Genomic DNA, 22,087 nt, shown 5'->3' on the forward strand with positions numbered 1-22,087 from the left:
GCAACCTGATCATGGATACGTGCTTCTCTGTTAGCTGGAAGTTCCTACGGTGTCAAAGTTTTGCGCCCATCCTGCTCTATGTAGATTATTCAAGTCCGACGCCTGAGGATAACCGGATCTATTCGGTTGAGTGGTTTCGTAGTTGTAGTAGTCGTAAATACTCGTGCGAGAGGAGACGGTGTAGTTTCCCTCACTGGTGGGAGTAGCGATTCCGCTTGATTGGTAGCTGAACGTCCCTACCGTTGCCCACCAATCAGGGTTGGACGTGAGCGAAGGACGCGCGGGTGATCCGTCTGGTCTGGTATTGCTGTAGTCGCTTTGAAACGCAACTGGTCCTTTATAGCCCGCCGGCATAGCTGCTATCGCCGTCGCAACGGTTGCGCGAGTCTGCGCCTGAGCCGCGTCCTTAAACCAGGGCATATCGTAGAGCATGTTATCGACGGGAATCTTCATGGTCGTCCCAGACCCGTCAAGGAAGTGCTGTAGCGCGCTCGCTGCAAAGGGCATTGGCATGTCGGTCGCACTAATTCCCGCTTCGGCTATGAGCTTGGTACGCTGAAGCAAGAGTTTGTGATTCCAGTCTGGATGGTCGGTGTTGTATTGATTTGGACCAGATCCATCCGCGTTGGCATCGGTCTTAGGATCCGTTGGGAGCGCTGTTTGCGGGGGAAAATATGTCGGGGTGTATGTCAAGTCAAATGACTCGCCCAGCAGTGCTCTGGTGGTGTTTTGATCGTAGAGATTACCCGCGAGCTCTGCCGTCGCCAACAAAGACCGGAGGGACGTTTCCAGTGTGGCTCTAGCCATTTCAGCGTTCCGCTGATCTTCTCTTGTCTTGAGGGATTCGGCGTACTCCTCCGTGAGGTCGACATTTCCATCGTCAGCAATGAGGTACATCCGTTTATTGTCTGGGTCGTCTTTGATGTCGAGGATCGCTGTGCGAAGTAACCCCATCTGCTCCGCAGCTTCGTCCAGAACCGTAGCGGCGTTGTTCCAGCGCTTCGCTTTTGCTTCGAGCACTTGCGCGTGATCCTTTCCATCGACCTTCGCCCGGTCACGGGTGTCGCCGTCCCAGTCGTCCGGTGTGAGTCCTGCGAAGCCGTTGATCAATGACACTGCGCCACTGCTCAGGGTTGTTGCCCCGCTGCGCAGCCCAGTCGCAGTTGTAGTCAAATCACTCAGCGTCCAGGAACGAACCTGGGGGATTGTCAGACTCACAGGTCGCGGTCGATGGCGGGTGCGGTGGGGACGCGGCTTTCACTGACGCGGCGGATCGAGTCGATGGCAGTTTTCATATTCGCGGCGTAGGTGTCTAGCCCATCAGTGACACGGCAAATGTCGCTGTACTCGTCAACGGCGTTCTTACCCAACCCATTGACCAGAGCGGTTCCTTCGCAGGCTCCTGCCCCGCCATGGAGCACATTGTCTATTCGCGTTTTCGACACGGCGTCAGATACTTCATACGCACGTCCGATGTAGGCGAGTACACGCTCGTAGTCCAGCGCCACACGTTTCTGCATATCGTCCCTCCCCCATGGCGTGATTCCGGTTTGAGGGTATCAGCGTGCGTCAAAGTGAAGCCCTCAGCCGCGTCTGTCAACGCGGTCGGACTTGTCGCGAGTTTTCAGCCACTGGTGGTATTCCGCCTCGTCGGCGGGTTTCACATTCGCGGGGGCCGGTGGGATGACCAGCGTGAAATGTCTCCATGACGATCCAGGCTCCACCGCGCGGACATTCCCACATCTGTCCAGAACGGACGGAACGAGACGCCCAACGTCGAGCCTGCGCTGCTTGAGGAACGCGAACACGGGCTCGTTGCTCACAACATAGGGCGGACTGTTCACGTCAGGCTTGTCCGTTGCCCACTGGTGCACAACCAACGGCGTCGGCGAAGGGAACACCTCGACGGTCTCCCAATCATCATCTGCATACGGTGTCGCATGAATCATGCCAAGGACGCTACGGACGTTGGCGCTGCAGTTCTACGTCTTCGGGGATCGTGTCGCGCAGCGGGGTCAGAGGCGGTGTTGGGCGCAGTACGCGGCGTACTCATCCGGTGTCATCATCACGCCGTCGAAGTCATCACTCTCGAAGATGGCGTACTCCTCGGCGCGCGCCAGGATCTCCTCAGTGGTGCGCAACCGATGAGGTTCGGGGACTTCAGGCATCAGGACGAGGGTACTCGCGGCGTTTCGGTACGGCAGACGGCGCGGCGTACCGGAAGTAGGCGGCGCGGGGATACCCCCAGGATGGCTGTTTCGCGGCGGACAGCGACCCGTATACGGGCGGAACGCGGCGGGTGGGGTGATGTGGGTTGGGCGGCGGCTTCTGGGCGTGTTCAGCGCGGCGTTGACAAAACCTCCCAGAAAACATGGGAGTTATGGGAGGTTTCTCCCATGTTTTCACTGGCGCGAATATCCGGGAGCGCGGCGTCCTTCATAACACGAAGTGATAAATTTTCTATTTTATATAATATAGCCTCTGAGCTGCGGTTATACAGTTAGGCTCCTACGCGGCGGTACAAACTTGAGGGCTCCCGCACACACGCGGCGTCAACCTCCCAAAACTCCCAAAACCCCCATGTTTGGCTGTTTCATGGGAGAATGACAGCTTTCCATGGGAGGTTCCATTGCGTCACGTCCCAACCATAAACGCGGCGGATTATGCGTCATCGCTACTCGTTTTCGCCGCCATCTAGCGGCGACCGTTCGTTACCAAATTGTTACATTCTGCCATTTCGGTGTTAAGGCGACATTAGACCCGCAGGTAGGCGTCCTGGCATTTTGCAAGAAACTGGTGAAGTTAAGCCCTGATTAACAGAAACGGCAGGTCAAAGGCTGTTTTGACTATTGACTTCTGTTTATTAGGAGTTAAATTTGGCACAAGAACAAAGCGGCGGCTTGATAACTACGTAGAGGAGGTCAAATGGACACCACGGGAACTATTGCGAAACGGTACGGACTGACTTCAAACGCTGTATGGATGGCGGTAAGTCAAGGACGGCTCAAAGCCACAAGCGTGCCTAGCGGGTCACGGAGCATGCATCTTGTAGATCCACAGGACGCTGAACGCCTCTGGGGGCATCGCCTCCAGAAAGCCTCATAGATGACAAAACCCCCGCGCCAACGGGGGCTTGTCGGACAAGAACATGACATCAACCAACAAGGACTCTAGCATGACTTCATCAACAAGCCAAGACAAACCTACAACTAATTCCGGGACTACCGGGAACGCGGCGTCATCTATGCAAGTCGCGGCGGACGCGTACAACAAACCGTGCACTCCACAATTCTCCTACATTGATGACGGGGAGGAGCCTCACCTTCTCGCGGTTTCAGAACTGTACGCGGAGGTGATGAATTGCGGCGTCCCGTTACTGGAAATCTTCGAAGCGCAGGCGCGCGGCTATCAGTTCGGAAACCCGCTCGGCGTACTCGCTAAGGGCATAGCCACAGCGGCGTGTGACGCACCCGGCGCGGGTGTGGCAACAGGCGTCGGTTCCCGCCCCGCCCCGCTGAACTTCCAAAAGCTCTACGTGGCACCTAGCGGCGTTGGTAAAGGGCTCAGCATGGATGCTCCGATGGTGTGCGCCTCCCCGATGGGGGGCTATCGCAGGGACGCTGCTCCTGCCTCCGGGGAAGCGCTCATCAACATGTTCTACGAAGAGGTACCCCCCGCTGACGGTAAGGGGAAACCGGAAACGCAACGGCACACCGATCCTGTTTGGGTGTCGTGGGGGGAGATTGACTCCCTCACGGCGAAGGCGTCGAACGCTAGCTCAACCCTGGACTCGCACATGCGCGCTATATGGAGCGGGGAGAACGTGGGAGACATTTCCATCACTCGGCAGAAAAACGGCATGGGCTGTTTCCTGGAGGAGGACTCATATCGTTGCGTCATCAGCATCGGCGCGCAGCGGGATCACTTGACGCACATTCTCGCGGACGAAACGGGCGGGACGCTGCAGCGTTGCCTTTTCATCCCTATTGACGATGAGGACGCGCCGGATAAGTGCGCCGATATTGACGCCTACTGCCACAAGCTCTACCGCTTAATTGGACGCACGGCAGGAGTAAACCTGGATAGGGCACCGATAATCTCCGTATGGGGACCCGGAAACGGGATCACGGTGGACGCGGCGATCAGGGAAGAAATCAAGGAGCACCGTGCGAAAGTCATTAAAGGCACGATTGAGGTAGACCCCCTCGACACACACGCGAACAACCTTCGTGCGCGTCTCGCAGCGGTGTTTGCAGGTTGGGTAGCCGGACAGGGAAACCCGGCAATTGTAGACCGCAACGCCTGGTGGTGGGCAGGTTGCCTTATGGCTATCAGCAGGAGCCTCCGCGAGGAACTCCGTGACGAAGCGCAGAAAAAGAAAACGAAGGGCGCGCGGGATCAGGGCAAGACCGACGCGGAACGGTGGGACGCGCGTCAGGAAGCACTCCGTGAAAAGGAAATCGCGCGGCAGCTTAAGTACAACGAAACCTATGTCAAAGCGGCGGTGAGGATCGCTAAGCGAAGCGGACGCGGCGCATCTATGGGGGAAATCAGCGCGGAGGTAGGTCGCGGCGGCGCTCGTGACAACCTGAAGGATTACGGCGAAGAAGTATTGAAGTACCTCGTTGATACGGGCGAATTCGTCTTCGAGGCAGGTAAACCCAACAGGTACATGCCAAACATAAAACGCATGAACGCAGCAGCGTGACCGTTAACCAAGCCCAACAACGAACAGGAGAACTGACATGGCACTTTTCGCGCCCGACCCCGCCGCCGTGCTCGCAGAGCGCCGCCGCGTCTTGCGTGAGGTGCTTCTTCGTGGCGGCATGAAGCCGCGCGCCGAGCCTGATCGCGTATATCGCGAAGCGCTCGCAGAACTCGACCGCGACGGATTCGCGTGGGCTGACGACCGCGACGTTCTGCGTCCCCATGTCGATGCCGACGAGGCTGCCGAACACGACGTGATCGTCTCTGCGCGCTGGGTTCTCGTTGAACTGGAGAACGCCAGCGACCGCGCGCTCTCAATGGACACGCTGCGTGATCGGTCAACCGCCGAGCGCATCCCCGAGGACACCCTGAAGGCAGGCGTCCGCTGGCTCCGCGGCGCTGATCTGTGCAAGCTCAAGGACGGTGTTCTCCGCGATGTCACCGGGGAGAAGGGACGGAAGGCAGACCGCGCCATCCGTCCCGAGCTGAAGACGCTGCGCCGTCCGGTGCCCGCGCCGACTCCGCCGCCAGCTCCCGCACCGCGCACGGTCACACCGTCGCGGATGGATCCTCACGACGATCCTTTTCACCCCAGCCATCCGGACTACATCGCACCGTCGCCGCCACCGCGCCCGAAGCCGCCCGCGCCCCCTGCTCCTGTCCGCGCCACCGCCCCAGTGGGCAAGGGAACGGACAGCAGCAGCGATTCCCGGGGATCTCTTTCTGCGACCGCTACGGCACCCGCACCACCGAGCGTCGGCAACGGGATGGAGATCCTGCTCGATGTCCACCGCCGCGTGAAGCGCCTGGAGGACGCCTTCGCCTCAACGGAGCCAGACGTTGCGGACGTGAGCACACTCATCACAGCCGCTCATCCGGACACGGTGAACTGCTTGCGGAGATTGTGCGTCTTGCTGCAGGTGTACGGCGACTCTAAACGTCACGCACTCACCGATGGGCGCATCAGCACAAAGTTCAAAGTCCGTCTTCCAGAAGCGATTTCGCTCGGATTACGGACGGGGACGCTCGGATTATCAACGTCCGACGGGAAATCGCTCACGCTGCGCGACCACGCCGTTGCAATGTCCGACGCCGAGCTTGAACAGCGTGCCGCAGAACAGCGGGAGCGGGACAGCAAGAGAGGCAAGAAGCGTGCCTGATTGCGGGGACGTGACGCCCCACTCTGACCGATTTTGACCGGCTGGTTCCGGTCGAAAACTGGAGCTAGCTTCTTCGAACCAAATGCTTAAAGGGAGAGAGAAAATGAACGGAACGAACTCACCACCCAAGGCGGACAACCTCGCCCGCTGGGTGTCCTGGCTCGTGCTCATCGCCTTCACCGCGCTGAGCTGCTATCTGAACGCGGAGTACGCACGCGCACACGGAGACGCTGTGAACTATCACGTTGCGCTCCCGCTGTTGGCGCTGACGGCAGGGCTGTACGCCGAGATCATCTACCTGTCTCAGGTACGCCGCACTGTCCGATGGGTGACGGGCGTTCTGGTCGGCGTCGGCTTCATCGTGGTGATGATCGCGTCCTACATCAGCATCCGTGGCGTGGTCTACGTCCAGTACACGACCTTCCCCGGTTGGCTCAACGACGCCATCGCCGCCTTCCCTGATGGGTTCATGATCATCGCCGCAACCGTTCTCCTGGCGCACCGCTGGACGCGCGTGAAGGGCATGGCGACAGCCGCCGCGAAGCCCTTCACCCCGTCGCCCGCGAAGCAGATCCTGGGCAACTACACGCGGAGATGGGTTGAGCACAGTGAGGGGAAGGAAGCGCAGGCAGAACCCCTCGTGGAGGTTCGTGAAACCTTCACAGCGCCCTCTCTGAATGCGCGCGTAGAGGGAGCTGAGCCCTCTGCAGCGCCCGCCGTGGAGGTCGCCAAGCCCTCTCCGAAGCCATCTTCCAAGCCGCCCGTGAAGGTGCGCAAGCAGTCCGTGGAGCCCTCTGTGGACGAGACCCTGATCCCCTTCATGGACGCCGCTGGGCACATGGTGGAGACCTCCGTGGTGGCGCGCAAGACCGCCGCCGAACTCGCCCAGGTGATCGCTGCGGTGGAGGCTGGGAAGTCGCCGAACGCCATCAAGTCCGAACTCGGTATCAGCCCCAGCACGACGGCGAAGGTCAGCGCCGCGTGGGCTGAGTGGCGGCGTGAACACCGTCTGGTAGCGGTGTAGCAACGCCGCGTCGCCCCCCCCGATCAGAACCCCTCACCGACTCTCCCCGGTGAGGGGTTCTTCTCGTTCCAGGCGTGTTACAGGCATCGGGAAACGGGTGCTTCCTGAACCCGACCTTCTCTCACGCCGACGCTTCCCTATAGCGGGCTGAAAAGGCTGTTTACGGCGTCCCGGGAGCCTTGTCGGGCACGGAGCACCTGTTACAGGTGCTGTTACGGGTGTGCTGCTACAGAGGGTGTTCCGAACCGCGTTCCAGACGGCGTTACAGAGTCCGTTACAGACCAACGTCAGTGCCGCCCGATGCCCCGCGCGATGGCTTCCAGCGCCTTCACTTCACGCCGCTGCATCCCCTTATCGTCGGTATTGCTCGGATACCCAGCGGTATGACCCCGCAGGACATCCATCGTCAGGTCGTAGCTGTCCGTGTACTTGTGCCCGTGCATGTCGTAATAAGTGATCGTGGCGGTGAAGTCGTCGGGCGTCGGTTCGTCGTTGTCGTTGGCGTCTTGGTACGAGTTGTACAGTGCCAGCCCTGGCGGAAATGTCGGGATAACCTGGCTGTAGCGCCGTTGCAGGTACGGAGTCGCAAGTCCCTCAGCAGCGTCCCCCTCCAGGACGGGCAGTGGCGGGTCGAAGTCCACCTTCACATCCCTGGCGACCGACTGACCCACGTTCCTCACGATGAACTCCGCGTCACGGGTGAGCACCGCCGCACGCAGCTCCGCGAGGATCACTGGACGGGTGCGGTCAGCGCTGTCGCGTTTCAGCGCGACGAGAGTCCATATCGCCACCACGGCGGCGGTGATGGTGGCGAGAGAACCGAACGCCGTCCAGGTCGTCGCCGCGTTCGCCACGTCATTCGCCGACAACCACGCGACACCACCCAACAGCGCGGCGAGGCTCACCAACGCCGCTGCCGAGACCTTGGCGACCGTCTCCTTGCTCCTAGCCATCGGACGGAAACCTATCTAAGTTTCGGACGGGAATCTCATCCCGATCAGATGCGAACACCGACAGATCGTATGCGTCACCACGGTCTGCCCTCCCCCACAGCGTCCCGACCTGTGCGACTGTCAGTAGTAGCAAGGGGCTGATTTCCAGTAGCGGGCTGCCACGTCAGGGTGGGTCACTTCGGACAGCTTGTATATCTTCTGCCCGCTTCCCAAGCTGAACGATGTGTCCATCGTCTTGGTGATACGCAGCCGCGCCCGCGTCACGTCCCTGTCGTTTGTGCTGATCACGGAGCTTTTTGGCTCGCTCATGGTAGGGTTTTCCCATCTCTTGTAGGTGAGATAGCCCCGCATTGCCGTCCAAAGCTCGCGGGGTTTTCTCGTTTCTGGCGGCGGTTGCCGCCATCGCGAGTGTCACGGACTCGAACCGTGATGTGCCGCCGGTCGGCTCACCCATCCGGCTACGCGGACACCTTCGCCGCGTTTTCGCCCCAGACGGCGTCCTCGTGCCGCTGGACATCAGCCAGGCGGTACATCGCCCGGTGCCCGAACTTCCTGAACTCCGGACCTTTGCCTTCGCGTCCCCACGCCTCCAGCGTCCTGGTGCTGATCCCCCACCGTTTGGCGAGTTCAGCCCTGGTCAGGAAGGGCGTTTCCGCTACCTTCATCGTTCACATCTCCTGCGCTACATTCCGCAACAAACCAGTATTATTGCGTTGTTAGAAGTAACTCTAGCATGCAATCGCGCTTATTCGCGCTCCTGCGCGCATTTTATCTGGTATATTGCGTTCCATGACTCAGCAAGACTGGCAGCAGACCACGGTGGATCGTGTCGGCGAAGCGGTGAAAGCGCTGCGTGGAGACCGTTCGGCTCAGTGGCTCAGCGACGTGACCGACGAACTCGGGTGCAGGGTTGGACGGTCAACCATCAGCGACATCGAAAACGGACGGCGCAAGTACATCGCAGTCCACGAGCTGATCCTCATCGCCGCCGCGTTGGGCACGTCCCCCGCCGTGTTGCTGACGTTCGGCAGCGTCCCTGACGGTGAACTAGAACTTCTCCCCGGACGTAACACCAGCGGTATTGACGCGGCGGACTGGATCGGCGGTGGGAGGCTGAACCGCTTCACACCAGCGGCTGCTGGTCTCCCCCAGGATCACGAACCGTCAGCACAGCTCATCGCGGCGGCACGGGAACGGCGACGGGTCAACAGCGCCCTCATCGAGACCCAGCTTGGCGGACTGACCGACTACCCCGATCCCGCTCTCGTCCCCGCACTCAAAGAGCGGTTGTCCGGACTCATCAGCCGTATCCGTGAACTCGGCGGCGTCATCCGAGACGGTGGTGGCGATGCCTCGGGGTAGACCGCCGCTGAAGATCGGTCAGCACGGCAAGATCGCCCGCGACCAGATTGCTCCGAACGTGTGGGTGGCTCGGTGTCGATACCGCGCATTGGATGGTGTCGTTCATCCCGCGCAGCGTCAGACACCCGAAGGGGTGAAGGATCGTCACGGCGCGGCGGCAGAAGCGGCTCTGGAGTCCCATCTCGCCGAACTACTCAGCGGTGGGACAGGTGGCGGTGATGGCGTGGTTACCAGCGGCACTCTGGTCAGCACGCTGCTGGAGCGTCATCTCCAGGCGCTGCGGGACGCGGAGAAGGCACCCCGCACCATCGACACCTACATGCTGCGGGTGAAACACTGGAACGCGGTAGCCAGCGGCATCACCGTGGGCGACTGCACCCCCGGACAACTCAACCGCCACATCGAGCAGGTTCGCAAGGGTCACGGGGACACGGACGCGAAACAGCTCCGCAGTCTTCTCGGGTTCGCGCTCGACTACGCGGTGAATGACGGTGTGCTGGACTCCAACCCCGCACGGGCGACCAAGACTCCGCCGACCAAGAAGAAGCCGAAGGACACGGGCGCTGCCCCGCTCGACCCGACCGTCCTGCCCTCGGTGTTGAAGGCACTGCTGGAGTCGGAGGCGTGTCGGACAAAGGATCTGACAGACGGCATCCTCTTGCATCTGGCGACGGGGCTGCGGGTGTCCGAGGTGATGGGGTTCCTGTGGGAGGAGTTCGACCCTGACGCGGCGACCATCACCAGCACGGGACGAATTATCAGGCAAAGCGGCGTCGGACTGCGGCGGACACCTGTGGAGAACAGCAGCAAGGGAACCTCGGGTGTCATTCACCTCCCACCGTTCGCCGTCGCCGCACTGCTCACCCGCTCCCAGGAGGAACGCCCGAACAAGTACGGACTGATCTTCCCGTCCGCAACAGGCACCATGCGCGACCCCAACAACTTCGCCCGTCAGTGGAGAGAAGTGCGCGACGACCTGGAACACCTGGCGGGCACTACAGGGCACTCGTTCAGGAAGACTGTCTCCGACCTCGCGGCGGACGGTTCAGGCGATCCCCGTGTGGCTGCGGATGTGCTCGGACACCGTGACGTAGCTACCACGCTGCGGCACTACCTGTCTCGCGGGCGACAGCACCCCGAGGTAGCTCAGTGGATCGAGAAGGCGGTCACGGGGAAGCCAGCCAAGCCACGTCGGGTGAAGAAGTCAGCGTGAACCGTGCCGTGTAATAAACGTCGAATAGACGTCGATTCAGGGTCTTGAAAAGAAAGCAGGTCAGAGGCAAAACAGCCTCTGACCTGCTCACATAGTAGCGGGGACAGGATTCGAACCTGCGACCTCTGGGTTATGAGCCCAGCGAGCTACCGAGCTGCTCCACCCCGCGGCGGTAATGACTAGGTTACCGGGCGGGGTCGAACGCTCCAAATCGCCTGCTCAGCACCGTTAATCGCCGGCGATTGCACGGTCAAAGACCGGCCATCGGCGACGCAGAACAGCCATCCTCAGGGGCAAGCCGTCGCAGCACCACGCGAGCACGAAGCGCACGCCGCCGAAATACCGCCCGCCACCGCAGAATTCACGCAGGCGCCACACGTCCACCTAGCCGGCGGCAACCGCCGGACCCGTCGCCCGGCCGGCGGTCCCCCACCGCGCCGCCCGTCAGCCGCTACGGCGCGCTGTCGTACTTGTCCATCGCGTCGTTGAGCTTGTCCAGTGCCTGGCCGTACTCGCCGAAGTTGCCGGACTGCTGCGCCTTGCGGGCCGCATCCAGGGCCTGGCCGATCTCGGTCAGCGCCGCGGACTTCTGCGGCGACAGCGTCACCGGGGCGCCCGGGGGCAGCGCGGCGGCCGGCAGCGGCGCGGCCGGGACGTTCTGCGCGCCGTCCGGGGTCGCGGCCGGCTGCTCGCCGTCGGGAACCGCGGCCGGCGGCGGGGCGCCGCCGGCGGCCGGGGCCGGGCCGGTGGCCGCCGCGCCGGCGCCGCGGCCGAAGATGCCGTCCAGCGCATCGCGGACCGTCGGGCCGTAACCGACCCGGTCGCCGTACATCATCGCCACCCGGATCAACCGCGGGTACGTCGATCCGGCGTCGGTGTTGGGCGAGGCGTAGATCGGCGCCACATACAGCAGGCCGCTGGTCCCGACCGGCAGGGTCAGCAGGTTGCCCCAGCGGATCCGGTTCTGGTTGTCCCGGCCGATCATGCCCAGGTCCTGGCTGACGGTGGTGTCGGTGCTCATCGCGTTGAACGCCAGCTTGGGGCCGTTGACCTGCCCCGGGATGGTCAGCACGGTGATCTTGCCGTAGGTGTCCGGGTCACTGCTGGCGCTGATGTAGGACGCCAGGAAGTCCCGCCGCAGCCGGTTCATCGCGCTGGTCAGCTGGAACGACGCCGTCTTGTTCTGCGCGGCCAGGTTCTGCGCCACGATGTAGTACGGCGGCTGGTAGCTCGACGCCGTCGGGTTCGGGTCGGCAGGCACGTCCCAGAAGTCCTGCGCGGAGAAGAACTCCACCGGATCGTTGACGTGGTACTTGGCCAGGAGCGCGCGCTGCACCTTGAACAGGTCCTCCGGGTAGCGCAGGTGCTCGGCGAGCTCCTCGGAGATGTCGCTCTTGGGCTTGACCGTGCCCGGGAACACCTTCATCCAGGCCTGCAGCACCGGGTCGGCCTCGTCTTGGGCGTACAGCGTGACGGTGCCGTCATAGGCGTCGACGGTGGCCTTCACCGAGTTGCGGATGTAGGACACCTGCTTGTCGGGCACCAGCCGGTTCAGCGCCACCTCGTTGGAGTCCGCGGTCGCCGAGGACAGCGAGGTCAGCTCCGAGTACGGGTAGTTGTCCAGGGTGGTGTAGCCGTCGATGATCCACACCAGCCGCTTGTTGACGATCGCCGGGTACTGGCTGGAGTCGGTGGTCAGCCACGGCGCGGCGGCCTGCACCCGCTTGGCCGGGTCCCGGTTGAACAGCAGCTTGGAGTCCGGGCCGATCACCCCGGAGAACAGGAAGTTGCGCTCGGCGAACTTCGCCGCGAACAGCGAGCGGTTCAGCCAGTTGCCGATCGGCACGCCGCCGGAGCCGGTGTAGGTGTAGTTCTTGGTCTCGGTGTTGGTCTCGTAGTCGTACTCCCGATCCCCCTCGCCGTTGTCGCCGACGATCGCGTAGTCGGCCGCGGTGCTGGCGATGATCGGGCCGTAGTAGATCCGCGGCTGGTCCAGCGGCGCCGGGCCCGGGGACACCACGGTGCCGCCCGCGCCGACCACCGAGGACAGGAACTGCGGGTAGCCGCCGTTCTGGTTCGGGTCGTTGGCGATGCCGCGCACCGTGTTGGCCGGGGAGGCGATGAACCCGTTGCCGTGGGTGTACACCGAGTGCCGGTTGATCCAGTCGCGCTGGTTGTCGATCAGCCGGGTCGGGTTGAGTTCGCGGGCCGCCACGACGAAGTCGCGCAGCTGCCCGTCACCCATCGTGTAGCGGTCCATGGACAGCTGGTCGGGGAAGCTGTAGAAGTTCTTGCCCTGCTGGAACTGGGTGAACGCCGGGGCCACGATCGCCGGGTCGAGCACCCGGATGTTGGACACGGTGGCCCGGTCGGCGGCGATCTCCTTGGCCGTGGTCGGGGTGTCGCCGCTGTAGTCGCGGTAGGTGACGTGCTCCTCGGTCAGCCCGTAGGCGTCTCGGGTGGCGGTGATGGAGCGCTGGATGAACGCCGACTCCTTCTGCGCGGCGTTCGGCTTCACCGAGAACTGCTCGACGATCATCGGCCAGCCCGCGCCGATCACCAGCGAGGACACCAGCAGCAGCACCAGACCGATCGCCGGGATCCGCAAGTCCTTGAGCACCAGCGCGGAGAACACCGCGATCGCGCAGATGACCGCGATGGCCAGCATGATCATCTTGGCCGGCAGCACCGCGTTGATGTCGGTGTAGCCCGCCCCGGTGAACGGCTTGCCGGCGCGGGTGTGGCTGAGCAGCTCGTAGCGGTCCATCCAGTAGGCGACGGCCTTGAGCAGCACCAGCACCCCGACGATCGCCACCAGCTGGATGCGCGCCGGACGCGACAGCATGCCGTCGCCACCGGTCAGCCGCAGGCCGCCGAAGATGTAATGGCCGACCAGGTTGGCCAGCAGCGCCAGGAAGAACGCCACCATCAGCAGGGTCAGCAGCATCCGGTAGAACGGCAGGTCGAAGGCGTAGAAGCCCATGTCCTTGCCGAATTCGGGATCGGTGATGCCGAAGCTGCCGCCGTGCAGGTACAGCTGCACCAGCACCCAGTAGGACTGCGCCACCAGCCCGGCCAGCAGGCCGATCACCGCGGGAATGCCGAACCCGAACAGCTTGAGCCGCATCAGCGCGGCGGTCCGGTAGCGGGCCACCGGATCCTCCGGCCCGGACACCGGCACGAACACCGGCCGCATGGTGTAGGACAGCGCCAGCCCGGCGAACACGATCGCCCCGACGCCGAGGAACACCGCGGCGAACACCAGCAGCCGGGTGCCCAGCACGGTGGTGAACACCGACCGGTAGCCCAGTTCGCCGAACCACAGCCAGTCGACGTAGGTGTCGATCACCCGGGGGCCGGCCAGCAGCGCCAGCATGGCCAGCGCGGCCAACACGATCAGCATCCGGCTGCGTCGGGTAAGTGCCGGCATCCGGGCCGCGGGCCTCATTGCCACGTCTGCGCTCCTGGGGGTGTCGATGGCGTGGGGCGACCTCGGACCGAGGCCGGTTCGCCACAACTCTACGCAAACTCCCAGGCGAGTCGGCAGCCGCGGCGTTTCAGCAGGTGGGGGCGTCGCCGCCGGCGGTGAGGGACTTCAGCGCGTCGACCGCCGAGGTCAGCGTGTCCACCTTCACCAGCGTCATGCCGCCGTTGTGCGCGGTCTCGGCCTCCGCGCAGTTGCCGGCCGGCACCAGGAACACCTCGGCCCCGGCCTCCTCGGCGGCCAGGATCTTGTGGGTGATGCCGCCGATCGAGCCGACCTCCCCGGCCGGGTTGATGGTGCCGGTGCCGGCGACGAACTTGCCGCCGTTGAGGTCGCCGTCGGTCAGCTTGTCGACGACGGCGAGGCTGAACATCAGCCCGGCCGACGGGCCGCCGACGTTGGCCAGGTTGAAGTCGATCTCGAACGGGGCCCACGGGGTGTCCATCACCGCGACCCCGACGTAGCCGCGGTCCGGTTCCGGACCGGGCCCCAGCGTGATGGCGGCGATGCCGGGCGGCTCGTTCTTGCGCCGGTAGTCGATGACGACGCGCTGGCCGGGCTTGGTGTTCTTCAGGTACTCGGTGAACTCATCGACGGTGGCGATCGGGTGTCCGTCGACGGCGTCGACCGCGTCGCCGGGCTCCAGGTGCCCCTTGGCCGGGCCGTCGTCGGTCACCGACTGCACGGTCGCGGCCTTCGGGTAGTCCAGGTAGCCCAGCGCGGCGAACTCGGCGCTGTCCTCGGAGCGCTTGAAGTCCTTCGAGTTCTGGTCCTCGACGTCCTTTTTGGTCTTGTCCGGCGGGAACACCATGGCCCGGGGCACGATCTGCTCGCGCCCGGACAGCCACATCAGCATCGCCTGGGCCAGGGTCAGGCCGTCGCGCTGGGCGACGGTGGTCATGTTCAGGTGCCCGCCGTAGGCCTTGAGGTCGGCGCCGCGGACGTCGACGACCTTCTTGCCGTCGTACTCGCCGAGGGTGTCGAACGTCGGCCCGGGCCCCAGCGACACGAACGGCACCCGCACCGCCCCGAGCAGCACCCCGAACACCAGGATCGGCGCCAACGCCACCATCAGGGTCATGACCCGCCTGTTCACGTCGGACAGCGTAGACGGTTGGGTGCGGCGGCTTCTCTGAGAGCACAACCCGGGCCTACGCACGCCCGGCCCGCGACCAGTACCGTTGAGGGATGGCTGATCTTCCGTTCGGATTCTCCTCAGGCGGGGACGGCGACGACCGCGACAAGGCGCGCGGCGCCGACCCGTTCGGGCTGGGCGGGGCCGGGTTCAACCCCGGTGACCTGGGCGAGCTGTTCACCAAGCTGGGCCAGATGTTCGCCGGGGCGGGCAGCGCGATGGCGTCGGGCTCGGGCGGGGCGGTCAACTACGACCTGGCCCGCCAGCTGGCGTCCAACTCGATCGGGTTCGTCGCGCCGATCCCGGCCGGCACCACCCAGGCCGTCGGCGACGCCCTGCACCTGGCCGACACCTGGCTCGACGCGGTCACCGCGCTGCCCGCGGGCAGCACCTCGGCCGTGGCGTGGACCCCGTCGGACTGGATCGACCACACCCTGGGCACCTGGAAGCGGCTGTGCGACCCGGTCGCCGAGCAGATCTCCTCGGTGTGGACCCAGGCGATGCCCGAGGAGGCCAAGGCGATGGCCGGGCCGCTGCTGGCGATGATGTCGCAGATGGGCGGGATGGCGTTCGGCTCGCAGCTCGGGCAGGCGCTGGGCACGCTGAGCAAGGAGGTGCTGACCTCCACCGACATCGGGCTGCCGCTCGGGCCGGTCGGCACCGCCGCGCTGATGCCCGCGGCGATCGACGCGTTCTCCGAGGGCCTGGAGCAGCCCAAGAGCGAGATCCTGACCTTCCTGGCCGCCCGCGAGGCCGCCCACCACCGGCTGTTCGCCGGGGTGCCGTGGCTGGCGCCGCAGCTGCTGGGCGCGGTCGAGTCCTACGCCAAGGGCATCACCATCGACATCTCCGGCATCGAGGAGCTGGCCCAGGGCCTGAACCCGATGGCGATGACCGACCCGGCGCAGATGGAGCAGCTGCTCGGCGAGGGCATCTTCGAGCCGAAGATCTCCCCCGAGCAGACCGCCGCCCTGGAGCGGCTGGAAACGCTGCTGGCGCTGGTCGAGGGCTGGGTGCAGACCGTCGTCGCCGCGGCGCTGGGCGACCGGCTGCCGGGCGCGGCGGCGCTGGCCGAGACGCTGCGCCGCCGGCGCGCCTCCGGCGGGCCGGCCGAGCAGACCTTCGCCACCCTGGTGGGCCTGGAGCTGCGGCCGCGCAAGATGCGCGAGGCGGCCGCGCTGTGGCAGCGGCTGACCGACGCCGTCGGGATCGACGTGCGCGAGGGCGTCTGGGGGCACCCGGACCTGCTGCCCGGCAGTGCCGACCTGGACGAGCCGGCCGGGTTCATCGACCGGGTGATCGGCGGGGACACCTCCGGTATCGACGACGAGATCGCCAAGCTGGAGCGGCAGTTCGGCAGTCCCCCCGAGGACCCCAGCCAGGACTGAACTGACAGCGCGCCGGCGGCGTGCTTGGCTGCGGTATGACCGGACCGCGGTATCGGCTCGACCCGCATCTGGCGGTGCTGTGCCGGCCCGACGGCAGCGCCCAAATCGGCTGGGATCCGCGCCGCGCGGTGCTGGTCCGGCCCGACGACGGGCTCGATCCGGCCGGGCTGGCCGCGGTGCTTGCGGAACTGCAGGCCGGGGCCGAGCTGTCGTCGTTGACGGCGCGGTATCCGGGCCCGGTGATCGACGAGCTGGTGCGGGGGCTGCGCGCGGCGGGGTTGCTGGACGTCGCGCCGTCGGCGGCGGCGGTGCGGACCCCGGTGATCCGGGTGCATGGGCCCGGGCCGATCGCGACGGCGCTGGCCGACGGGCTGCGCTGCAGCGGTGCCCGGATCAGCCGCAGCACCGGCCCGCACTTCACCGTCAGTCCGGCCGGCACCGACCTGGTGCTGCTGGCCGACACCCAGGTGGTCAACCCGCGACTGGTCCGCGAGCTGACCCGCGGGCGGGTCGCGCACCTGCCGGTGCGGTTTCGCGACGGGCTCGGGGTGGTGGGGCCGCTGGTGCTGCCGGGCACGACGTCGTGCCTGCGCTGCGCGGATCTGCACCGCACCGACCGGGACCCGGAGTGGCCGGCGCTGGCCGCTCAGCTGCGCGACCGGGTCGGGTCGGCGGATCGGGCCACCCTGCTGGCGACGGTGGCGCTGGCGCTGCGGCAGGTGTCGGCGGTGATGGCGGCGGTCCGGTCCGGCGGGTCCGGGTCTGGGCCGGCGCCGGCGACGCTGTGGACGACGCTGGAGGTCGATGTCGGGGCGGGGTCGATCCTGACCCGGCGCTGGCCCAAGCATCCGGCCTGCGGCTGCTGACAGCGCGCGTTGCCAATAGCCGCGGTTATGTTCAGCCGGTTGGGGGATGATGGTCCGCGTGGCAGAGATCAAGCGCACCGGGATGGCCCGCAACGCCAAGCTGGTCGGGTTGGCCGGCGGGGTGGCGGGCCGCGCCGCACTGGGCCTGGGCAAGCGGCTGACCGGCGCGTCCAAGGATGAGGTCAACGCCGAGCTGATGGACAAGGCCGCCAAGCAGCTGTTTCAGGTGCTCGGGGAGCTCAAGGGCGGCGCGATGAAGGTCGGGCAGGCGCTGTCGGTGATGGAGGCCGCGATCCCCGAGCAGTACGGCAAGCCGTACCGCGAGGCGCTGACCAAGCTGCAGAAGGACGCGCCGCCGCTGCCGGCGGACAAGGTGCACCGGGTGCTCGACGGGCAGCTCGGGACCCGCTGGCGGGAGCGTTTCGCGTCGTTCGACGACGCGCCGAAGGCGTCGGCGAGCATCGGGCAGGTGCACAAGGCGGTGTGGCACGACGGGCGCGAGGTGGCCGTCAAGATCCAGTACCCGGGTGCCGACGAGGCGCTGCGCGCGGACCTGAAGACGATGAAGCGGCTGGTGTCGGTGTTCAAGCAGGTGGCGCCGGGCGCGGACGTGCAGGGCGTGATCGACGAGCTGATCGAGCGCACCGAGATGGAGTTGGACTACCGGCTGGAGGCCGACAATCAGCGGGCGTTCGCCAAGGCCTACGACGGGCATCCGCACTTCGTGGTGCCGCACGTGGTGGCCAGCGCGCCGAAGGTGGTGATCAGCGAGTGGATCGAGGGCATTCCGCTGGCGGAGATCATCCGCAACGGCACCCGCGAGCAGCGCGATCTGATGGGCTACCGGCTGTTCGAACTGACCAGCGACGCGCCGCTGCGGGTCGGGCTGATGCACGGCGATCCGCATCCGGGGAACTTCATGCTGATGCCCGGGAACAAGATGGGCATCATCGACTTCGGTGCGGTGGCGCCGATGCCGGGCGGGCAGCCCCGCGAGCTGGGCGAGATCCTGCGGTACTCGGTGGACAAGGAGTACGACAAGCTGCTGCCGACGATGGAGCGGATCGGCTTCATCCAGTCCGGCGGTCAGGTCTCGACTGTCAACATCGACGACATCGACAACATGCTCAGGCAGTACGTCGAGCCGCTGGGGGTGCCGGTCTTCCACTACAACCGCAAGTGGTTGCAGCGGATGGCGGCGAACAACATGGACCGGGCCCCCGGGCAGCTCAAGACGGCGCGGCAGATGAACATCCCGCCGCGATTGATCATCCCGATGCGGGTGATCGCCTCGATTGTGGCGATCTCGTGCCAGCTGGACGCGCACGTGCCGGTGCGGCAGATCGCCGACGAGCTGGTGCCGGGGTTCGCGGACGCGGAGTAGAGCGCGGGGCTACCGGCGGCGGGGCGGGGCCGGCTGGCGGGCACCATCGGCCCCGGCAGGCTCAGCACGCACCAGAGCCACAACAGACACTGGCGCCTCAGTGAACACCGGCGCCTCAGCAGGCCCGCCATCGAAGGCATGCGCCGAGTGCCCACCTATGAGCGACGGATTCTCGCCCCTAGCGACTCTGTGCCACGGTGAGCGACAACCCCCGGCTGGCCGAAAGGAAGCACGTGGGGCGGGCGAGGCAAGGGGGCCGGTCCGCGCCGGGCAGCGGGCCCGACCGAACCGGAGCCGACAGCCGGAGGGCGCACCAGAGCGAGAGGGCCGGTCAGCTCGGCGTGGAGCGGCCAAACCGGCCGGCTCAGGAGCAGCCAGGCCGGCCGAGTCAGGAGTGCCCGCCGGCCGAGTCAGGAGTGCCCGCCGGCCCTGACCCCAAGTGGGCCGGCCCAACCCCACACCAGGGGCAGACCGGCCACCCCTCACCAGGGGCCGGCCCAATCCCTCACCAGGGGCGGGCCGGCCCACCGTCAGGCGGCGGCGGGGGTCTTGCGGGGGCGGCCGCGGGGGCGCTTGCGGGCGACGATCGCTCCCCGCTCCAGGATCTCCCCGCCCCAGACGCCCCAGGGCTCGGCGCGCTCGAGAGCGGCCGTCAGGCAGGCCCGTCGCAGCGGGCACGCGCCACACAGCTGCTTGGCCGTCTCCAGGTCCGCCGGGTCGTCGGCGAACCACAGGTCCGCATCGTTGACATGACACGGCAGGGCGGGGCGCGTTCGTTCGAGGGTCGGTGCGGTCATCGTGTTCACCTGCTTCCTGGTCGGGCGAGTCGATCGCGGGAGCGACTCGGTGGGGCCGGAGCGGTGACCAGGGTTTCGGCGGGCTGTCCCGCGAAAAACAATGGCCACGGATCCGGGTGATCGGGTCCGTGGCCATTTCGGCTGCTCGTGGTTCTGGCTAGGCAAAACCTCGAATCGGGGACCCGGTCGTCGCGGCGTGACGCTTGGCCGCCGGAGCGGCGGCAGCGGCCTGCCAGCCGGCAAACGGCGCGGCGGCGGCATGCCAGGCGGCAAACAGCGCAACGGTCGCCAGGGCGGCGACGGGAGCGGCGAACTGCACGGCATCCACGGTTACGGTGATGCTGTTCATGTCGCCCCTCCTCTCGGGTCCGAAAATTTCCACGTGTCGACGGCCGGCTGGCACGGTCGACGGGTTCGAGGCTAACCGCCCCGCGGCGATCGCCACAACCCATTTTTGACCTGCGGTTATGTGTCCCTCATCGCTCAGCCGTCGGCGCGGGCGCGCACCATCGCCAACACGTCGTCGCCGAACTGCTCCAGTTTGCGCGCGCCGATCCCGGGAATCGCGGTCAGCGCCGCCGCGTCGGTGGGCAGCGATTCGGCGATCGCGATCAGGGTGTTGTCGGTGAACACCACGTAGGCGGGCACCTTCAGCTCGTCCTTCATCCGCGAGCGCCAGTCCTTCAGCTCGGCCAACAGCGTCTCGTCCAGATTCGACGGGCAGGTCGAACACCGGCCGACGATGATCGCGTCCCGCTCGCTCAGCACCGCGTTGCACACCCGGCACCGCGCCGGCCCACCCTTGCCGCGCCGCGACCCGGACCGAGCCGGGCGGGCCGCCGTCGTCGCGCTCTGCGGCGCGATCCCGTTGAGGAACCGCGACGGCCGCCGGGACTGCCGGCCACCCGGCGCCCGGGCCAGCGCCCAGCTCAGGCCGAGATGCTCGCGCGCCCGGGTCACCCCGACGTAGAGCAGCCTGCGCTCCTCCTCGACCGCCTCGCTGTCCGGGCCGTGCGCCAGCGCATGCGAGATCGGCAGGGTGTTGTCGGCCAGCCCGACCAGGAACACCGCATCCCACTCCAGCCCCTTGGCCGCGTGCAGCGACGCCAGCGTGACGCCCTGCACCACCGGTGGGTGCCGGGAGTCGGCGCGCACCCGCAGCTCGGCGACCAGCGCGGGCAGGTCCAGCTCCGGGCGCAGCGTGAGCTCCTCGTCGACCAGCTCGGCCAGCGCGTCCAGGGCGTCCCAGCGTTCCCGGGCCCGCGCGCCGGTCGGCGGCGCCGCGGTCAGCCCCAGCGGTTCGAGCAGCTCGCGGACCAGCCCGGCCAGGTCGGTGTCCGGGTCGGGCCGACGCTCGGCGGCGCGCTGCAGCGCGACCAGCGCCTGCCGGATCTCCTGGCGGCTGAAGAACCCCTCGCCGCCGCGGACCTGGAACGGGATGGACGCCGCGGTCAGCGCCTCCTCGTACACCTCGGACTGGGCGTTGATCCGGTACAGCACGGCGATCTCGGCGGGCTCGGTGCCGGCCTCGATCAACGCGGCGATGGCCCGCGCCACCCCGGTGGCCTCGGCGACCTCGTCGGGATACTCGTCGAACGTCGGCTCCGGGCCGGGCGGGCGCTGTCCGATCAACTGCAGCCGGCTGCCGGCGACCCGGCCGCGCGCCGCCCCGATCACCCGGTTGGCCAGCGACACCACCTGCGGGGTGGACCGGTAGTCGCGCTCCAGCCGCACCACCGTCGCCTCCGGGTAGCGCCGGGAGAAGTCCAGCAGGTAGTTGGGGGTGGCGCCGGTGAACGAGTAGATGGTCTGGTTGGCGTCGCCGACGACGGTCAGGTCGTCGCGCTCCCCCAGCCACGCCGTCAGCACCCGGTGCTGCAGCGGGGTGACGTCCTGGAACTCGTCGACGACAAAGCAGCGGTACCGGTCGCGGAACTCCCCGGCGACCGCGGCGTCGTTCTCGATGGCCGCGGCGGTGTGCAGCAGCAGGTCGTCGAAGTCCAGCAGCGCCACCTCGCCGCGGGCCTTGAGCGACTCGTAGTTCGCGTACACGGTGGCGATCTGGGCGGCGTCCATCGGCACGTCGCGGGCGGTCTTGGCGGCCGCGGCGGCGTAGCCCTCCGGGGTGATCAGCGACGCCTTGGCCCACTCGATCTCGCCGGCCAGGTCCCGGACGGTGTCGGTGCCGGTGCCGACCCTGGCCCGGTTGGCGGCCTGCGCGACGATGGCGAACTTGCTGTCCAGCAGCTGCCAGCCGGTGCCGCCGACCACCCGGGGCCAGAAGTACTGCAGCTGACGGCGGGCGGCGGCGTGAAAGGTCAGGGCCTGCACCGAGCCGAGCCGGGCCACCCCGCCGTCGCACGACTCCAGCGCGCGCAGCCGGCCGCGCATCTCCCCGGCGGCGCGGGCGGTGAACGTCACCGCCAGCACCTGCGAGGCCGCGACGTGGCCGGAGGCCACCAGGTGCGCGATCCGGTGGGTGATGGTCCGGGTCTTGCCGGTGCCGGCGCCGGCCAGCACGCACACCGGGCCGCGCCCGGCCAGCACGGCCGCACGCTGCTCGTCGTCGAGACCGGCCACCAGGGCCGAGGAGATCGCGTTCATGGTTCGCGCC

19 protein-coding genes and 1 tRNA gene are annotated in these 22,087 nt (G+C 66.3%); 8 read left to right on the top strand and 12 right to left on the bottom strand.

Going from position 1 to position 22,087, the window contains the following annotated elements; all coding sequences use genetic code 11:
- Positions 1 to 30: 30 nt before the first annotated feature.
- The 4 genes from G6N10_RS09075 to G6N10_RS09090 form a co-directional block, all read right to left on the bottom strand.
- Positions 31 to 1,116, bottom strand: a complete 1,086-nt coding sequence (locus tag G6N10_RS09075; protein WP_234810400.1) for a hypothetical protein — start codon at positions 1,114 to 1,116, stop codon at positions 31 to 33.
- Positions 1,117 to 1,214: 98 nt separating this feature from the next.
- Positions 1,215 to 1,520 carry a hypothetical protein gene (locus tag G6N10_RS09080; protein WP_133055054.1) on the bottom strand — a complete coding sequence of 102 codons (306 nt, stop codon included), beginning with the start codon at positions 1,518 to 1,520 and terminating at the stop codon, positions 1,215 to 1,217.
- A gap of 63 nt (positions 1,521 to 1,583) precedes the next feature.
- Positions 1,584 to 1,949, bottom strand: a complete 366-nt coding sequence (locus tag G6N10_RS09085) for a hypothetical protein (protein WP_133055055.1) — start codon at positions 1,947 to 1,949, stop codon at positions 1,584 to 1,586.
- A gap of 66 nt (positions 1,950 to 2,015) precedes the next feature.
- On the bottom strand, positions 2,016 to 2,168 hold the full coding sequence (locus G6N10_RS09090) for an OTU domain-containing protein (protein ID WP_163742345.1): 153 nt from the start codon (positions 2,166 to 2,168) through the stop codon (positions 2,016 to 2,018).
- A 1,076-nt stretch (positions 2,169 to 3,244) separates the two neighbouring features.
- On the opposite strand from G6N10_RS09090, the gene G6N10_RS09095 reads away from it, so the two are divergent.
- The 3 genes from G6N10_RS09095 (at position 3,245) to G6N10_RS09105 (ending at position 6,891) form a co-directional block, all read left to right on the top strand.
- Positions 3,245 to 4,708 (top strand): hypothetical protein, encoded by a 1,464-nt coding sequence (locus tag G6N10_RS09095; protein ID WP_163742347.1) that lies wholly within the window; start codon positions 3,245 to 3,247, stop codon positions 4,706 to 4,708.
- A gap of 37 nt (positions 4,709 to 4,745) precedes the next feature.
- Entirely contained in the window at positions 4,746 to 5,867 is a 1,122-nt protein-coding gene (locus G6N10_RS09100; protein ID WP_133055057.1) for a hypothetical protein, read from the top strand.
- Between the two features lie 103 nt (positions 5,868 to 5,970).
- Positions 5,971 to 6,891: a hypothetical protein gene (locus G6N10_RS09105; protein ID WP_133055058.1), complete on the top strand. Its 921-nt coding sequence runs from the start codon at positions 5,971 to 5,973 to the stop codon at positions 6,889 to 6,891.
- Positions 6,892 to 7,178: 287 nt separating this feature from the next.
- Here G6N10_RS09105 and G6N10_RS09110 read toward each other — a convergent pair whose 3' ends face one another.
- Together G6N10_RS09110 and G6N10_RS09115 are read right to left on the bottom strand one after the other, a co-directional pair.
- The gene (locus G6N10_RS09110) at positions 7,179 to 7,844 is read right to left on the bottom strand and encodes a DUF8453 domain-containing protein (protein WP_085092477.1); all 666 of its coding nucleotides are present in this window, start codon (positions 7,842 to 7,844) and stop codon (positions 7,179 to 7,181) included.
- A 458-nt stretch (positions 7,845 to 8,302) separates the two neighbouring features.
- Entirely contained in the window at positions 8,303 to 8,509 is a 207-nt protein-coding gene (locus G6N10_RS09115) for a helix-turn-helix transcriptional regulator (RefSeq protein WP_085092478.1), read from the bottom strand.
- A 124-nt stretch (positions 8,510 to 8,633) separates the two neighbouring features.
- On the opposite strand from G6N10_RS09115, the gene G6N10_RS09120 reads away from it, so the two are divergent.
- Positions 8,634 to 9,206, top strand: a complete 573-nt coding sequence (locus G6N10_RS09120) for a helix-turn-helix domain-containing protein (RefSeq protein WP_085092479.1) — start codon at positions 8,634 to 8,636, stop codon at positions 9,204 to 9,206.
- Positions 9,157 to 10,419 carry a site-specific integrase gene (locus G6N10_RS09125; protein WP_133055059.1) on the top strand — a complete coding sequence of 421 codons (1,263 nt, stop codon included), beginning with the start codon at positions 9,157 to 9,159 and terminating at the stop codon, positions 10,417 to 10,419. Before G6N10_RS09120 ends, G6N10_RS09125 begins: the two co-directional genes overlap by 50 nt.
- 95 nt (positions 10,420 to 10,514) lie before the next feature.
- Here the strand turns inward: G6N10_RS09125 and G6N10_RS09130 are convergent.
- The 3 genes from G6N10_RS09130 to G6N10_RS09140 form a co-directional block, all read right to left on the bottom strand.
- Positions 10,515 to 10,588 (bottom strand) — tRNA-Met (locus G6N10_RS09130).
- A 282-nt stretch (positions 10,589 to 10,870) separates the two neighbouring features.
- Positions 10,871 to 13,873, bottom strand: a complete 3,003-nt coding sequence (locus G6N10_RS09135) for a UPF0182 family protein (RefSeq protein WP_085092481.1) — start codon at positions 13,871 to 13,873, stop codon at positions 10,871 to 10,873.
- 103 nt (positions 13,874 to 13,976) lie between these two features.
- A complete protein-coding gene (locus G6N10_RS09140; protein WP_085092482.1) occupies positions 13,977 to 14,999 on the bottom strand; it encodes a YlbL family protein in 1,023 nt (340 codons plus the stop codon).
- A gap of 92 nt (positions 15,000 to 15,091) precedes the next feature.
- On the opposite strand from G6N10_RS09140, the gene G6N10_RS09145 reads away from it, so the two are divergent.
- From G6N10_RS09145 to G6N10_RS09155, 3 genes are read left to right on the top strand one after another with little or no spacing between them, the layout of a single operon-like run.
- The gene (locus tag G6N10_RS09145; RefSeq protein ID WP_085092483.1) at positions 15,092 to 16,426 is read left to right on the top strand and encodes a zinc-dependent metalloprotease; all 1,335 of its coding nucleotides are present in this window, start codon (positions 15,092 to 15,094) and stop codon (positions 16,424 to 16,426) included.
- A gap of 35 nt (positions 16,427 to 16,461) precedes the next feature.
- Positions 16,462 to 17,292, top strand: a complete 831-nt coding sequence (locus tag G6N10_RS09150; protein WP_085092484.1) for a bacteriocin biosynthesis cyclodehydratase domain-containing protein — start codon at positions 16,462 to 16,464, stop codon at positions 17,290 to 17,292.
- Between the two features lie 49 nt (positions 17,293 to 17,341).
- On the top strand, positions 17,342 to 18,676 hold the full coding sequence (locus G6N10_RS09155) for a macrolide-binding ATPase MABP-1 (RefSeq protein ID WP_085092486.1): 1,335 nt from the start codon (positions 17,342 to 17,344) through the stop codon (positions 18,674 to 18,676).
- A 530-nt stretch (positions 18,677 to 19,206) separates the two neighbouring features.
- On the opposite strand, the gene G6N10_RS09160 is transcribed toward G6N10_RS09155, so the two are convergent.
- From G6N10_RS09160 to G6N10_RS09170, 3 genes are all read right to left on the bottom strand, one after another.
- Complete coding sequence (locus tag G6N10_RS09160; protein ID WP_163742350.1) at positions 19,207 to 19,473, bottom strand: WhiB family transcriptional regulator; 267 nt, start codon at positions 19,471 to 19,473, stop codon at positions 19,207 to 19,209.
- A gap of 157 nt (positions 19,474 to 19,630) precedes the next feature.
- Positions 19,631 to 19,822: a hypothetical protein gene (locus G6N10_RS09165; RefSeq protein ID WP_085095111.1), complete on the bottom strand. Its 192-nt coding sequence runs from the start codon at positions 19,820 to 19,822 to the stop codon at positions 19,631 to 19,633.
- A 134-nt stretch (positions 19,823 to 19,956) separates the two neighbouring features.
- Positions 19,957 to 22,077: an ATP-dependent DNA helicase UvrD2 gene (locus tag G6N10_RS09170; RefSeq protein WP_085095113.1), complete on the bottom strand. Its 2,121-nt coding sequence runs from the start codon at positions 22,075 to 22,077 to the stop codon at positions 19,957 to 19,959.
- Between the last annotated feature and the right edge of the window lie 10 nt (positions 22,078 to 22,087).

Source organism: Mycolicibacterium fallax, from assembly GCF_010726955.1.
GTDB lineage: Bacteria > Actinomycetota > Actinomycetes > Mycobacteriales > Mycobacteriaceae > Mycobacterium > Mycobacterium fallax.